13 protein-coding genes are annotated in these 15,643 nt (G+C 45.7%); 11 read left to right on the forward strand and 2 right to left on the reverse strand.

The window, feature by feature from the left end; genetic code table 11:
• Positions 1-174: 174 nt before the first annotated feature.
• The 6 genes from L6442_RS00575 (at position 175) to L6442_RS00600 (ending at position 6,402) form a co-directional block, all read left to right on the forward strand.
• On the forward strand, positions 175-1,170 hold the full coding sequence (locus tag L6442_RS00575; RefSeq protein WP_212979393.1) for an SMI1/KNR4 family protein: 996 nt from the start codon (positions 175-177) through the stop codon (positions 1,168-1,170).
• A 263-nt stretch (positions 1,171-1,433) separates the two neighbouring features.
• Complete coding sequence (locus L6442_RS00580; RefSeq protein WP_212979392.1) at positions 1,434-2,261, forward strand: TIM barrel protein; 828 nt, start codon at positions 1,434-1,436, stop codon at positions 2,259-2,261.
• A gap of 16 nt (positions 2,262-2,277) precedes the next feature.
• Positions 2,278-3,621, forward strand: coding sequence for an amino acid permease (locus L6442_RS00585; RefSeq protein WP_212979391.1), 1,344 nt, complete (start codon positions 2,278-2,280; stop codon positions 3,619-3,621).
• Between the two features lie 129 nt (positions 3,622-3,750).
• A complete protein-coding gene (locus L6442_RS00590) occupies positions 3,751-4,764 on the forward strand; it encodes an SIS domain-containing protein (RefSeq protein WP_212979390.1) in 1,014 nt (337 codons plus the stop codon).
• 63 nt (positions 4,765-4,827) lie between these two features.
• Complete coding sequence (frlD, locus tag L6442_RS00595) at positions 4,828-5,610, forward strand: fructoselysine 6-kinase (protein ID WP_212979389.1); 783 nt, start codon at positions 4,828-4,830, stop codon at positions 5,608-5,610.
• A gap of 63 nt (positions 5,611-5,673) precedes the next feature.
• Positions 5,674-6,402 (forward strand): GntR family transcriptional regulator, encoded by a 729-nt coding sequence (locus L6442_RS00600; protein ID WP_212979388.1) that lies wholly within the window; start codon positions 5,674-5,676, stop codon positions 6,400-6,402.
• A gap of 222 nt (positions 6,403-6,624) precedes the next feature.
• Here L6442_RS00600 and L6442_RS00605 read toward each other — a convergent pair whose 3' ends face one another.
• Positions 6,625-8,049 (reverse strand): serine hydrolase domain-containing protein, encoded by a 1,425-nt coding sequence (locus tag L6442_RS00605; protein WP_272880313.1) that lies wholly within the window; start codon positions 8,047-8,049, stop codon positions 6,625-6,627.
• A 217-nt stretch (positions 8,050-8,266) separates the two neighbouring features.
• On the opposite strand from L6442_RS00605, the gene L6442_RS00610 reads away from it, so the two are divergent.
• The 3 genes from L6442_RS00610 to L6442_RS00620 are packed head-to-tail and all read left to right on the forward strand — an operon-like array spanning position 8,267 to position 9,862.
• The gene (locus tag L6442_RS00610) at positions 8,267-8,416 is read left to right on the forward strand and encodes a hypothetical protein (RefSeq protein ID WP_212979386.1); all 150 of its coding nucleotides are present in this window, start codon (positions 8,267-8,269) and stop codon (positions 8,414-8,416) included.
• 19 nt (positions 8,417-8,435) lie between these two features.
• On the forward strand, positions 8,436-9,206 hold the full coding sequence (locus tag L6442_RS00615; RefSeq protein ID WP_212979385.1) for a MerR family transcriptional regulator: 771 nt from the start codon (positions 8,436-8,438) through the stop codon (positions 9,204-9,206).
• A complete protein-coding gene (locus L6442_RS00620; RefSeq protein ID WP_212979384.1) occupies positions 9,203-9,862 on the forward strand; it encodes a GAP family protein in 660 nt (219 codons plus the stop codon). Before L6442_RS00615 ends, L6442_RS00620 begins: the two co-directional genes overlap by 4 nt.
• An 89-nt stretch (positions 9,863-9,951) precedes the next feature.
• Here L6442_RS00620 and L6442_RS00625 read toward each other — a convergent pair whose 3' ends face one another.
• The gene (locus L6442_RS00625; RefSeq protein WP_212979383.1) at positions 9,952-13,119 is read right to left on the reverse strand and encodes a hybrid sensor histidine kinase/response regulator; all 3,168 of its coding nucleotides are present in this window, start codon (positions 13,117-13,119) and stop codon (positions 9,952-9,954) included.
• 206 nt (positions 13,120-13,325) lie between these two features.
• Here L6442_RS00625 and L6442_RS00630 point away from each other — a divergent pair, with 206 nt between their 5' ends.
• Together L6442_RS00630 and L6442_RS00635 are read left to right on the forward strand one after the other, a co-directional pair.
• Positions 13,326-14,039, forward strand: a complete 714-nt coding sequence (locus L6442_RS00630; RefSeq protein ID WP_212979382.1) for an ABC transporter ATP-binding protein — start codon at positions 13,326-13,328, stop codon at positions 14,037-14,039.
• On the forward strand, positions 14,032-15,630 hold the full coding sequence (locus L6442_RS00635; protein WP_212979381.1) for a putative ABC transporter permease subunit: 1,599 nt from the start codon (positions 14,032-14,034) through the stop codon (positions 15,628-15,630). Before L6442_RS00630 ends, L6442_RS00635 begins: the two co-directional genes overlap by 8 nt.
• The last annotated feature ends 13 nt before the right edge of the window (positions 15,631-15,643 follow it).

Consider the following 15,643-nt stretch of genomic DNA (forward strand, 5'->3'; position numbering starts at 1 on the left):
TTTTTCCATATCCCTCTAAAGACACACGTAAAATATGATTTGAAACATCATATTTATGAATATTATGCGACATTAGACAGGGTGGCAAGGTTGTTTGCAAGGTTTGCCCTGCTGGAGAGTCCCGTCCCGGAAATGGTATAATCTCCAAAAGGGTTATTTTGGGAGGCTTAAAACATGCAGGATGAACTTTTGGCAAAGCTGGACCGGTGGCATGAAGAGGATCAATTCGATGAAATCGTGGAAGCAATCACAGAGATTCCCGATGAGGACAGAGATTATGTGCTGGTCAGCCATTTAGGCAGGGCGTTAAATAATCTCGAACGTTACGAAGAGGCGGTGGAACAGTTTTTAACCGTTGCGGAAGAGGGCAAGGATGACCCGCTTTGGCATTACCGCATAGGCACATCGTACTATTATTTGGATCAATATGACGATGCCCGGAGAGAGTTTGAAATCGTAAATCAATTAGACCCTGAAGATGAGGATGCCTTGGAATTCCTGGAATGGATTGAGAGCAAAACCGCTCAAGATTCAATTGAAGAGTCCGAGGAGCATGAGGAGTCCAGTGCGGAGCCGAATGCTGAATCGAACGCCGAGTCTAATACTGAAAAGAACGCTAAGGTGGATGCAGGACCAAGACCCGAGATAAACGTCGATTCCGATTTCGTGAACTTTTGGGATGACAGCGAAGAGGCGTTTGAAAAATATATTTTGAATCCGGCTACGGATGAGCAGATTGCTGCCGTGGAAGAACGGCTCGTCTTCAGGCTGCCTGCTTTTTATATTCATATGATGAAATTACATAATGGCGGAATTCCCCAAAACAGATGTTTTCCTTTGAAGGAGACCGTTTCTGGCGGAAAAGATCATATTACCATCTCAGGTATTTTGGGCATTGGTCGGGAAAAGAAACATTCGCTGTGTGGGGAATCGGGCAGCTGGCCAACCATTGAAAATGGCGGTTATCCGGAATTTGGCGTGATGTTCTGTGATACTCCTTCCGAATCCGGAATCGTTATGTTAGATTATCGTCCATCCGGAAATGACGGCGAACCAGAGGTCGTTTACGTGGATAAAGAAAATAACTACAAGGTCACCAAGCTGGCCGACAATTTCGAGGCTTTTATTCGCGGATTGGTGCATGAGAATTCCTACGGTGCCGGAGAGTAGGATCGTTATATCCCGGATACGAAATGAGAAGAACATGGAAATATCCAGTGTTTTAAAAACGGAATAGAAGCTTACGGTGTAACGAAAAAGGGCAAGCTCTTCCTCAACAGGAAGGGCTTTTTTCTATTTCTGAATAAAAGCTCCATGGAATTTTTCAAACAAGCGATCTGCAGTATAAAAAAATGGATTGAATTTATTGTAACTACTAGTTATAATACAAGACATAACAAATAAAAACGCTTACAAGAAGAGGAGGTGAAGCAATGAAAATAGCAGGAATGAATATAACGTATCGGCATTTTCCTTTCAGGGACTTTTTGAATTCGATGGCTCGATTGGGGGTTGAAGATATTGAGCTATGGGCGGGCGAACCGCATTTATACGTTTACCGCAACGTTCTGGGCAACATAAGGCAAATAAGAAAAGAGCTGCAGTCTCGAAACATGAACATTGCTTGCTACACGCCTGAACAATGCGTATACCCATACAATATTGCGGCTTCCGACCCCTGCTTGCGTCAAAAGAGCATCGATTATTTTATTGATAACCTTTACGCCGCTCTGGAGCTGGGCACCGATATGATGCTCATGACTTCCGGAATAGGGGACTTCTCCGTTCCGCAAGAGGAATCGTGGAAATATGCCAGCGACTCCCTCGATCAGATCTCCCATGTGGCCGAAAAAGAGGGGGTTACCCTTGCATTGGAGCCTTTAACCCGTTTCGAATCGAATCTGATTACCGACGCCAAAGGAATCAAGAGCATGATAGACGGGATCAGGTCCCCTTCATTAAAAGGAATGATCGATACCGTAGCCATGCAGCTCGCAGGCGAAACGCCGGAAGATTATTTTTCCGTTCTCCCGGAGATATGCCATTTTCACTTGATCGATGGGGACGGTTTGTCGGATGCGCATCTGGGCCTAGATGACGGGGTGCTCCGTTGGAGAGAATGCTTAACAAGTCTTCAAAGCTATCGTTACGAGGGAGTCTGTACGTTAGAGATTATGGGATTCGAGTATTATCGGAATCCGCATGAAGCGCTTATGAGATCAATCAGGAAAATAAGGGAACTCGGAGTCTTATCATCTTGATTTGGAGGAACTCTCTATGAGTAATGGCACGCTTACGCGAAAACTTGGTTTCTGGTCGGCCCTGGCCATCGCCGTTGGAACTACGGTAGGTTCCGGCATATTCGTCTCTACCGGGGACGTTGCCCGAGCTGCGGGCATTCCCTCGATTTCGATTCTGGCCTGGATTATCGGCGGAATCATCGCGATTCCGCAGGTCATGGTGCTGGCCGAGCTGTCGACTGCTTACCCCCAAAATGGAAGCGGTTACGTCTACCTGAATAAAGCGGGATGGAGACCTCTGGCCTTTCTGTACGGATGGGCGACGTTCTGGGCGTTGGATCCCCCGTCCATTTCGATCATGGCTTTGGCTATCGTTTCTTACCTGGCCAGCTTCTTTCCGTTTTTCTCCGGAATCGCCGGCAAATTACTGGGGGTCGCGATCATCCTGATCATCACTTCCATCCATTATCGCAGCGTGAAAGGAGGCGGAAGCTTTCAAGTTTTGATTACTGCGATCAAAATTATTCCGTTCCTGATTGTTATCATCCTGGGTCTGATGTACATGAACTTTGACCATTTTTCTTACACGCCTGCGCATGGAGCCCCACAGGGAAGTTTGATCGGCGGCGTCTCTGCCACGACTTGGGCTTACACCGGAATGGCCTCCATCTGTTTTATGGCCGGAGAATTCAAAAATCCGGGGAAAACCCTTCCGCGGGCATTGATTAGTTCGGTATTGATCGTATTGGCTTTATATACGCTGCTTTCGGTTTGCGTTACAGGCCTTATGCCGTTTGATAAATTGATGGGATCCAGCGCCGCCGTTTCCGATGCCGTCAAATACATCCCCGGTTTATCCGGTATGGCCTCATCCTTTGTAGCGATTACTGCGATTATCGTCATTTTGGGTTCCCTGAGCTCTTGCATCATGTTTCAACCCCGACTGGAATATGCAATGGCAAAGGACGGGCTGTTCTTTCAGCGCTTTGCGAAAGTCCATCCCAAATTCGAAACGCCAAGTTTTTCGATCATCGCCCAGGTTACGTTTGCCTGCATACTAGTGTTCTTCAGTAATTTAACGGCATTGCTCGGCTATTTTACGCTTATTCAATTGGTGATTAACATTTTGGATTTTGCCGCGGTTTATAAATGCCGGAAAAGGGATGACTATAACCCGATTTACCGGATGCCGGTGTGGCGGGTGACGACCGTTTTGGCGATACTTGGGGCGGCATGGCTTGCATGGGGAACTTTTACGTGGGCTCCGGTACAAGGAATGATAGCAGCACTTATCGTCATTGTTACAGGTTTGCCCGTTTATTACTATTGGGAAAAGAAATATGGACCGAACCCTAATAAAGGCAGCAAAGGGGCCGCCTAGCGGATGGTCCTACAGAGATAGGCCAAAAAATCAATTGTAAATATTATTATGTTTGAATACAATACAAGATATAACAAATAAAATAGGGATATATTGGAGATTAATCTCCGGTATAGGGAGGAAACGCAGATGCTAAAATTTGATGAAGAGTTGTTTCTTAAACTGGTGGAAAAAGAAGGTCTGGCCTTTAGAGGACAAATTGAAGATATTGTGGATGGAATCGCCAAAAAAGGGTACAGCAATATTTTTCTGATTGGTGCGGGCGGCACGATTGCCATGATGTATCCGTATGAATATATTTTAAAGTCGAATTCCACCATCGATGTACATGCCGAGATCGCCGCTGAATTCATGGTCATGAACAATAAACATTTCAATAAAGATTCGGTTTGCATCTTCACCTCCGTGTCCGGAACGACGCAAGAAACGGTGGCCGCGGCACAATTTTGCAAAGAACGGGGAGCGACGACATTTGCGCTGGTGGCCGAACCGGATACCCCGTTAACCCAAATAGTGGATCATTGCATAACGACCGGCTCCGAAAAACACTCGTTCGACACTTTCTTTATGCTGCTGTATATGGTCATTTTCCGTTTCATGTATAACAACGATGAATTTCCTCAATATGAACAATTTGCGAAGGAAGTTTCTTTACTGCCGCGCGCCATTCTGGACGCCGTCAAATCCTTTGACAAGCAGGCGGAGGCTTTTGCCGTCAAGCATAAAGATACTGATTACCACATGATGGTCGGCTCCGGCAACCTATGGGGGAATACGTACTCCTACGCCATGTGCATATTGGAGGAAATGCAGTGGATACATGCCAAGTCGATCCATGCGGCGGAGTTTTTCCATGGCACGCTTGAGCTTGTTGTTGAAGATACCAGTGTCATTTTATTAAAAGGTGAAGATGAAACCAGACCGCTGATGGACCGCGTGGAGAGATTTGCCGAAAAGATTACGAAGCAGCTTACTGTGATCGATACCAAAGACTTCGAGATGAAAGGCATCAGCGAGGAATTCAGAAAACACTTTGCCGTAAGCATCAACTGGTCGGTATTAAGCCGCATCAGCGTCTATCTGGAACGTGAAAGAAACCATCCGTTAACGCTCAGAAGATACTATCGTCAAATGGAATATTAAGATAATGGACGGCACTACTTTAGGTAGTGCTTGTTCTTTCGAATCAGGAAAGGCGGTGGAAGGATGAGAATCGTTACAATCGGAGATAACTGCATGGACGTTTATCAGGCCAGCGGAATGGCTTATCCGGGCGGAAACCCTGTTAATGTGGCCGTCTATTTACAAGAATTAGGAGCGGAGACTGCCTATATGGGCTGGGTTGGAACCGACCCTTATGGTGAAATCATGATCAAATCCATTCAGGGCAAGGGCGTCGATACTTCACGGATGGTAAAAAAAGAAGGGAACACAGCCGTTACTTACGTTGAAATGGTGGGCAATGACCGTAAATTTGGCGATTACGACGAAGGCGTCATGGCACATTTTGCTCTTACGACGGAGCAGCTCGACTTTGCCCAAACGCATCAGCTTGTGCATGCGGGGATATGGGGACATGCGGATGAGTACTATCCTTTTTTTAAAGAGAAGGGATTGCTTACATCATTCGATTTCTCGGACAAGCTGGGCCACGACCTGGTAAAAACGTTAACGCCGTACGTCGATTACCCGTTTTTTTCTTACGTAAAAGATGATGAGCATATCCGCCAATTTTTGAAAGAGGTGAAACAGCGGGGCTCCAAAATCGCCGTGGCAACATTAGGGGAAAATGGTTCGATTGCCTATGATGGGGAACTATTCTATCAGCATGGCGTAAACGATGTGGATGTCGTGGACACGATGGGAGCTGGCGATTCTTTTATTGCCGGGTTTATATATGGCGTGTTAGGAGGGCGTCCGATTCCTGATTGTTTGGAGCTGGGCACATCAAGGGCTGCGAAGACCATCGGTTATTTCGGCGCATGGTGACTGGAATGGACCATCAATGTATAATGGATATCATAAACATTGATGGATAAGGATGAATGTTAGATGAATTTAAATCCTTCAACCCCCCAGCCGCTGTATATGCAGATCAGGCAAATGTTGAAGAATGATATTCAGCAAGGGCGATATAAACCGGATGAGCAAATTCCGACTGAAGCGGAGCTTTGCGACATTTATAATGTAAGCCGGATCACAATACGGAAAGCGATAGAAGAATTGGTCCGGGAGGGGACGCTGACGCGAATTCCGAGAAGAGGGACCTTTGTTGCCTCCAATAAATTCCATAATGAGCTGTTATCTGTAAGCGGATTCTCGGAGTTTAGCCATCAATTGGGCATGATCCCCAACTCGCGAATTTTAAGAAGCGAAGTGATTCAAGCGTCCGAGGATGTGGCCAAACATCTTTTGATTGAAGAGGGAAGTCCGGTACTTGAGCTTGAACGGCTGATGTATGTTAATGACCGCCCTCTTTTTTATGATATCGCGCATTATTCGCTGATCCGTTTTCCTGATCTGGAAAAAAAGATCGCCATGAACGATTCGACCTATAAAATCCTCTCGGAGGATTACCATACGGAAATCGTGAGCAACGATAAGATTATCGATGTGATCGGGGCGACCAAAGATTACGCGAAATTATTGGAATGCGATGTTGGCGCCAATTTGTTTCGGATATTAAAGATTGCTTTTGATGCGAACGATAAACCCGTTCATCTGTCTACTTTCATGTGCGAAACCAATAAGGTCAATCTGACGGTTCACCGCGCCAAATAGCATGCCAACGCGAAACCAATAATGATAAAAACTAAAGATCCCGCGAGATTTCTATAAAACAGGCCTCAAAAGCCTGTTTTTTCTTTGGTTGCGCGTACAGAAGGACGGTGAAAGCGCCCGACCGCGAAGGGGCCTGGCCCCTGCGAAGCCGGGGGACCTGCATATAATGAAATCCGTGCATGGATGGCCCCGAAACAAAGTGCCCCTCTTACAGGAGGCAAATTACTTCCGCGAATCCGAAATAGTTGCAGTTCTTTGCAATAGGGACCTACAAACCAGAGAGATACTAAAAGCTAGGTAGGATACAGAGAGTATGATCAATCCATTCACGAAATCGGGGGCAATAGTTAGCCTATCGAGGGATGGAACCCCGCTTTCATAAGGAACGAGATAAAAAATGTAATACAGCACCCCAGTCAGGATTAAACCATTCAAAACCCAGCATATGAGGATGATGAAAAGGTTTGGTTTTTTGAATGAGTAACTCGCTTTCTTTCTTAACCGTAAGACAATAGTTGGCAGCCACATCAGCAGTACAATGATTGTAAACAAAGCGCTGAACCCCGGAAGCCCTCCATTTTTCTCGATGGTATTCCCGGTAATGTCCCAACCGAACCCATGCCCGATCGATTCGTCGAAAATAGCCGCATGATGCATTTCAGTAAGGCTCGCTGAATGAAGAACGGGATTGTTCCCCTTTGCGGAGCTACTTAGAAGAAAAGATATATACTTGCCCAAATCTTCGGCATTCGTCGACAATCCCGCAGAACCCAAAGTAGCAAAGGACAATTTTTCGTGAAATGGGTGGATATCTCCCCAAATGTAACGATGCCCGGTGGCTGAATTAGATGATTGATTCCCAGTGGCAAAAACTGTCCGACTCATTCCCAGAGGATGAAACACCTTTTGACTCATATAATCGGGAAAAGGCAGGTTTGTCACCTGTTCGGCGATTAATTGCAGCAAGTCATAATTCATGTTGGTGTATTCATACTTTTCACCGGGAGGCGCAACTAGACGTACATTCTGAAGCTTGTGTTCTAGTTGGGATGAGACAAGATTCATATCGGATCCTTTGATATCATGTGCATTAAGCCGACCCGGAAGTCCACTAGTATGATGAAGCAAGTCTCTGACAGTTATCCGGTCGGAGAGCGAGGCATCTTTCGTTGCAAACCATGGCAAGTATTGTTTAATAGGTAAATCCAATTCAACTAGCCCTTGATCACGAAGCTGCATGATGGCTAATGACGTAAATACTTTGGAGATGGAACCAATTTTAAAATTCGTTTGGGAATTAACTCTCTGGGTGCCCCCAAACTCATTCAATCCATATCCTTTGGCATAAACGATGCCTTCCTCGTTTGCAAGCACGAATGCCATACCAGGAATATTGAAACGCTGCATGTTCTGTTGAATCTCCGCATCAATCTGCTGTACCTTATCCAGTAGCTGATTAGTTGCTCCATTAGCCTTTGTGAAGGGAAAGAAACAAAAAAGAACGACGAAAATTAGAATGAAAAATGTACGAATAATAGGTTCCCTCACTTTATGTAGATTGCATAGTTTTATATTTCCAATTAAACCAAATTCCACTTGGGAAATACATAGGAAAACTAGATGTGTTTTATTTAAACAAAAGGTCATCCTTAGAGGATGGCTTTTACGTTTCTTCTAACAAGCAATAGAACAAGCCACTTTTCGCCAGGCGAGACCAACTCGATTTGCCAGAAGAATTATTTTCACCGCAAAAACACTTGAAAGTGACGTTACGTCATTTTGTATAATCGAGGCAATGAGCCATGAGTATGGTTCACACGGCGGGTGTACAGGAAAAGAGACGGATATAAAGGGGACGATGGAGATGAAACGAGAGGATGCCTTTATTTATGCTTGCGTTATTATCGGCGGGGGGATTGGATTAATGTTGGGCAAGCCCTTTCCGGGAGTTGTCGTCGGCTTGGGACTCGGGTATCTGCTGAAATCCGTCGTAAATAAAGATAAAGAAAAATAACCCGGTGGAGGTGCTTGTTTTGATTCATATAAAGGAAGTTGCCAAACAAACGGATATTACGGTCAGAACCCTTCGGTATTATGATCAGATCGGGCTTCTGACAGCACCGGCCAAAACGGAAGGAGGACATCGCCTGTATTCCGAAGAGGAGCTGAAGAAGCTCCAATATATCCAATTTCTCAAAGGAATGGGTTACAGCCTGCAGGATATTAAAGATATGTTATTGGGCTCCGATTGGGATTGGCTGGCCAGTTTGCAGAACCAGTTGGTTTGCATCATGGAAGAGCAGCAAAGATTAAAGCAAATTGAGTCGTCCCTGCGGGAGCTGATCAATGGGATTATCGTCGAAGGCGGGGATGAACGGGCGGCGGTGCAGAAGCTCATTCGGTTATCGCATCAACACAAAAAAAGAGTTCCGGGCTTCAAGGAGAGCCTGTTTAACGAGAGGGAAATTCAGCTTTTGAAAAAGGTCCCCAAAATGAATGGGGAAGACCCGGATTCCATGGAATGGATCGCTTTGCTGGGACAGCTAAAGCAGCATATGAAGGACGGTCCCGATTCGCCTAAAGTCCAAAACATCATCCGTCGTATGCTGGAAAAACAAGCGGAAGAATTTAAAGATGAAGATGAATTTATTGATAAATTATGGGAATCGAGAAAATCCTCAAAACAATCCGAGATGCTTGGCCTATATCCAATCGAAAAGGAAGTTCTTGATTTTATGGAGCAGGCTTATGACATTTATATGGCTTCTTTTCAGGAAACAACAAAGAAAGGAAGAGAATCATGAGTTTTGAACTGTTGGGTATGATCGGGGGCTTGGCCTTATTAGATACGCTTAGTCCGGCAACTTTGGGAGTAACGGTATATTTGCTGATTTCTGAAAAAGAGCGGGTAGGTTCGCGCTTAATGATTTATTTGGGGACTGTTGCTGTTTTTTATTTTTCGGTAGGCGTAGCACTTATGTTAGGGCTTGATGCGCTGCTGTCTGCAGTGTCCTCTATTTTTCAAAACCGCACCGTAAGCTGGGTAACGATGATAATTGGAGTGGGGCTGTTTATAGCGAGCTTTTATTATCCCAAGAACAAAAAAGAATCTGATTTACCAAGACCGAAGTCAAGAACCAATACATCCATGGTTGCATTCGGCATCACGACATCACTCATCGAAGTGGGGACAGCTATTCCTTATTTCGCTGCGATCGGCCTGATGACAACCTCGAATTTGGCCGTTTATCAATGGCTCCCCATTTTGGCCGGCTATAATTTCATTATGGTGCTGCCGCCATTAATTCTGTTTGTTTTGCATGTATTATTAGGGAGGCTTATGCAAAAACCATTGGAACGGCTGCGAACCAAACTTGCAAAAAATGCGGGTTCGGCTGTCTCATGGATCATGTGCATCGTTGGGCTGATTTTGGTTTACAACAGTGTGGATAATCTGTGACTTAGCCATCACTCGAATAATCCATCCGTATCACGGCGAAGGCCATCCTGCCCGGATGGCCTTAAACATGCCTAGTTCATTCCAAGCCATCAAGAACTCCGGCCGCTTGCACGATCCGGGATCGTGAACGACACGGTTGTTCCTGCATCAGGTTGGCTGACGATGGACAGCCCTTGACCGTAAAGCTGCTTGAGCCGCCGGTTGGTGTTGGCGATGCCTATTCCGGTTTTACCCTTCAACGTTGGATCCAGCAGCTGAACAACCTGTTCATGCTCCATACCTTTGCCGTCATCTTTGACTTCAATCAGCGTCCGGCCGGGCTGTCGGGTAATCCGGATACAGACGGTGCCGCCTTTTTGGCGGCTGAGGACGCCATGTTTGACGGCATTTTCGATCAGCGGCTGAATCGAGAGCGGAGGCAGAAGCAAGTTGATTCCAGGCTCAACCTCCCATTCAATGGCGAGCTTGTCCCGGAACCGCTCCTTTTCAATATACAAATAGGTTTTCGCAAGCTCCAGTTCATGGGAAAGCTTGACCAATTCCCCGGTATTCAAAAAATCAAAGCTGATCCGTAAAAAAGATACAAACGCCTCGGCCAGATCCTGCATTTTCTTCGTATCGATCTCACTGAGCGCCATAATCGAATTGAGCGTATTAAATAAAAAATGCGGGTGAATTTGTGCCTGCAGATAAGCCGCTTCCATGCGCAACCGTTCATTGATGGATTGCTTCACCATGATGAGCGCCCGGATTCTGTATTTCAGTTCCAACGCATCCACGGGTTTGGTCGCATAATCGTTGGCTCCGGCCGAAAATCCGGTGTAAATGTCAGCCGGTTGACTACGCGCGGTCAGGAGCAGAACCGGCAGCTCTGAAATGGAATAAGTCTCCCGCACTTTCTGCGTCAACTCATAACCGGACATGTGAGGCATCATCACATCGGCTATCAACAAATCCCATTGCTGTGTGCCTAGAAGTGTCAACGCTTCTTGTGCCGACCCGGCAGTCGTAACATGATACGGCTCTGCCGACAGGATGCCGACGAGAACATTCAGATTGACAGGATCGTCGTCTACGGCCAGGATATTCATTTTTTCCTCACTAAACAGCGGTGGCATGTCAATTGAGGCAGCCATCTCACCGACTGTCGTGTCCGGAACGAACAAACTAAAGGCCGCGATTTCCGTTTCGTCTGTCTTCTTATCCGGTTGAGCGAGATCCTGCGCCAGCGGGAACTTCGCCTCTTCCGCCAACAGAAGATCAAAGCTGAATACGGAACCTTTGCCCGGCGTGGATTGCACCGCCAGTGAACCTCCGTGCAGTTCCACCAGCTGCTTGCAGATGCTAAGCCCAAGTCCGATACCCCTTCCGTCGCTTATTCCGTAAGAACCTTGCTCGTATGGAAAAAACACTCTTGCCTGCGTGTCCTCATCCATGCCCACCCCTGTATCAGAAACGGAAATGATGACAGATCCGCCCCTTGTTTTGGCGGAGACGGAAATCGTCCCTTCTACCGTATATTTAAAAGCGTTATGCAGCAAATTGTACAAAATCTGCACCAGTCTCTTTTCATCAGCCAGGACAGGGGGCAGCGATTCGGGAATATTCAGCTGCAGCTGAACGGGTTTGCCCTCGGCCATGAATTTAAGCATTCCGGCAACGCCGGGAACGATGGATTGAATTTTCAAGGGTTCTTGCTGCAGCATGATGCGCTGCTCCTGAAGCCGGGCGACATCCAGAAGGTCGCCAAGCATACGCGACATTTGGCGGCTTATGGTGATCAGCAGATCCATATCTTTGAGGCTGTTTTGATTCATGCTCTGCTTCTCATTGGTCACAACGTTCTGGGCGATATTCATGATCCCATGCAACGGGGTTCTCAATTCATGTGACGTATTGGCCAGAAATTGGTCTTTCCGTTTGTCCGCCTTCTTCAATTGTTCGTTAAGCAGGGCATTTTCATTGGCGTGACGGAAGTATTTTTTGAACCAATAGGTAGAGAATCCGGCAATGGATGTGATGATATCGATTGGATAATACACCACGGTATCTTCTCTGAAAGTATCCCATAGACCCCAAAGAAAATTGGATGTGATGCCGGCAGCGGACAGCAGCAAAAAAACGATGTCCTTGTCGGTTTGCTTCCTGAAGATCATTCCACCGACGATATATAGAAACCAGGCGAATGGAAGCGTGTAGAAGAAATGAAATATACCCAAGTCGACCGCTGCATTGACCAGCGAGGCGTTTGCTGCAAGAAGGAACCCCGCAAAAGCAGCGGTCACAACGGCGTACACTCGAATCCATTGTTTTTTCTGGGGGATCGAAGTGAATCTCCTGAACACCACCAGAATCAGAAACGTCTGCAGCAGAAGGGCAAGCAGTTTTATTTTGAGTGCCCATGTGTAATTGGCCGGCAGCCATAAATAAAGGATGTTATCGTGGCCGGCCACGATGGATATTGCAAAGGACACCGTTACCAAGGCAACAAAAAGCAGCGTTTTTTCTTTGGGATTAAAAACATAAAGAATAAGAGCGTAGAAGCTGTGAAGCAAAATAACGATAAACGTAACGAGCTGAAATCCGATCGAATACCAGCGCACATAATCGATTTCTGCCTGCGTGCCGAAACGAAGCGTCCTCAGGATTCCGCCATTGTACGGATCATCGAAATTGGCCACCCGAATGAGCAGCTCGACTTCCGTCGCTCCTTTTTTAAAATAAGAAGCCGTGTATGAAACATTTTGCGGCTTATACTTGTCCGGATTCACATCGGGCTTGCCGATGTCATTTCCGGGAATGCCATTGATCTCCACGCCGGATGAGGCTTGTATCCCCTGAAGCCAAAATGCTACAGGCTCCTCCAGCGGATCGGTTAAAATACGCAGCCTATATGTTCCGTACCCATATGACAATGAATCGGGGTTGTTTTTTTTCAGTCCGCTGCTCCAGTCTCCTGGAACCCGGATAAAGCGGGCCGATTTCTCATCATGATTTTGTATCTCCTTATGTGAGATTAGTTTCCCGGGATAAAACTGCCACTCCCCATCCAGCCGGATCGAGGCGGATTGCCCCAGGTCTTGGCCGCGCAAATCGAGCACGCCAAGAGTAACCCCGGTGTGCTTGGACGAAGGGAAGATCTCAAGCCAAATCCACCTCAAGCCTTGAAGAACGGCAAGAAGCAGCAAAATGGTGCTTATATTTTTAAAGGTGGTTTTTTGGGTTATTTTCGTCATCATGCATAAGAAATTCGACATAAAACGCGTGTATTCCTGTTCAATAGCGGAAATGAGGCGATGATCTTCTCGAGGTGGGCGGTAGTTCACGGAAAACAAATGCCAGATACAAATGAACTTTCCGTATAGGCTATTCGTATTATAGTTATTCTACTGGAAAAGCGCATGGAAAGAAGATATGGTGCTGCATTAAGATGTATATCACACCAATGGAAAGGTGAAGGAAGATGCTCAAAATAAAACATTTTACCAAGAGCTATAAGGGTGGCAAAAAGGCCGTAAACGACTTGAATTTAGTGGTCGAGAAAGGCGACATTTATGGTTTTATCGGACATAACGGTGCGGGAAAAACAACAACGATCCGATCGGTTGTTGGTGTCCTCGACTTTGAAGAAGGGGATATTGAAATTGACGGCATCTCGATAAAAAAAGATCCGGTTGCCTGCAAAGCGGTTACTGCGTACATTCCCGATAACCCGGATCTATACGATCATCTTACCGGCATACAGTACTTGAATTTTATTGGCGATCTCTTTAGCGTTTCCCAAGCAGATCGTGAGCTGCTCATTAAGAAATATGGCGATGCTTTTCAGATTACAGCCAGTTTAGGCGATTTGATCTCCTCGTATTCTCATGGCATGAAGCAAAAGCTGGCTATTATTTCTGCTCTTATTCATAAACCAAAGTTGTTAGTACTGGACGAACCTTTTGTTGGACTTGATCCGAAGGCTGCCCACATGTTAAAGACGATCATGGCAGAGCTGTGCAGTAACGGCGGTGCCATCTTCTTCTCAACCCATGTACTTGATGTTGCAGAAAAGCTATGCAATAAAATTGCTATCATTAAAGCGGGCCAATTGGTAACCCATGGCAAGACAGAAGAAGTTAAGGGTGACAACAGCCTTGAAGATGTGTTCCTGGAGTTGATAGACAATGATTAATATATGGAGATTAACGAAGATACAGCTGCTTTCTTCATTTGGCTTGAATAAAGCATTGCATACGCGCGATGTTAAGGAAAGACGTAAATTCCTTCTGCTGAGCAGCGGTATTCTCATTGGTGTGGTCATGATTGCAGTGTTTTCATTTGGATACAGCTTCATGATGGCACAGGCCTTTGAACAAATAGGCCGTATGGATCTGCTGCTGGCCGTTATGATGGCGGTAACTTCTATTATCGGGTTCTTTACAACGATCTATAAAGCAAGCGGAGTATTATTTGGTTTTAAAGATTATGATTTGGTCATGTCGTTGCCTATCCCAACTAGCCATGTCGTAGCGAGCCGTGTTCTTCAGCTGTATGCGCTGAATTTATTTTTCACTGTGATGGTGATGCTGCCAGCCGGTGTGGTTTATGCAATAAAAGTGAACCCTCAAGCGTTATATTATCTGTTTTTTCTGATAGCACTTATGTTTATTCCGTTACTGCCCATCATTGCGGCAACCATTATCGGCGCACTGATCAGCTGGATTTCCTCCCGTTTTAAAGCGAGTCGAATGATCAGCCTCATTCTAACCATGGTTGTCATCATTGGAGTTATGATTGGTTCGTCCCGCATCAACGGAAATGAGCAGGCACTTGTCGATATGAGTACACAAATGGCAGACATGATATTTAAGCTGTATCCTCTTGCAGCCATGTATGTAGATGCCGTTTGCTCTTATCGAATGGGTCCATTGCTATTATTTATTACAAATTCTATGCTGGCTTTTATACTGTTTTCCACTATACTGGGCACGAGATATAAAGCTATACACACTGGCTTAACGACTTCTCATGCAAGCAGAAAATATACAATGAAGCCGCTAAAAACATCTTCTCCTTTTCGTGCCTTGTACAAGAAGGAGCTGCGTCGATATATCAGTTCTCCCTTATATGTGCTGAATACGGGTATAGGCATGATTATTTTGCTCGTGACATCGATTGCCTTATTGTTTATTAGCACGGAGAAACTTGGGCAACTGATAGAAATTCCGCAATTGTCCGATTACCTGAGCAAAATGGCTCCACTGGTCGTTTCTTTGTTCGTCATTTTAAGCTGTACAGCGTCAAGTGCTATTTCTCTCGAAGGAAACAATCTATGGATACTAAAAAGTTCGCCGGTATCAAAGAAATCCATATTGCTCAGCAAAGTTGCGGTGAATCTCACCGTTACAATACCTGTCTCGATGATTAGCTGCGTGATGCTCATGATATCGCTGCGCACTGGATGGATTGAAAGCTTGTTATTGCTTGTTATCCCATTAATATATGCGTGTTATTCGGCGCTGATGGGAGTTATTGTCAATTTGAAGCTTCCTAACCTGGAGTGGACAAGCGAAGTCACGGTGATCAAACAAAGTGCGTCGGTATTCGTGTCCATGTTCACGGGCTTCATCAGTATAGTCGTTCCATGTGTTGTACTGTTTCTTCTATCCCATGTAAATGGCAATCTGATCTTGTTAGGCATTGGAGCAATCATGTTAGCTGTATGCAGTGTGATGTATAGATACATCCAGATCAAAGGGGAGAAGCTGTTTCAGGCTCTTTAAAAAGCGGCACAGG

This window comes from Paenibacillus azoreducens (genome assembly GCF_021654775.1).
In the GTDB taxonomy this organism is placed as follows: Bacteria; Bacillota; Bacilli; order Paenibacillales; family Paenibacillaceae; genus Paenibacillus_AQ; species Paenibacillus_AQ azoreducens.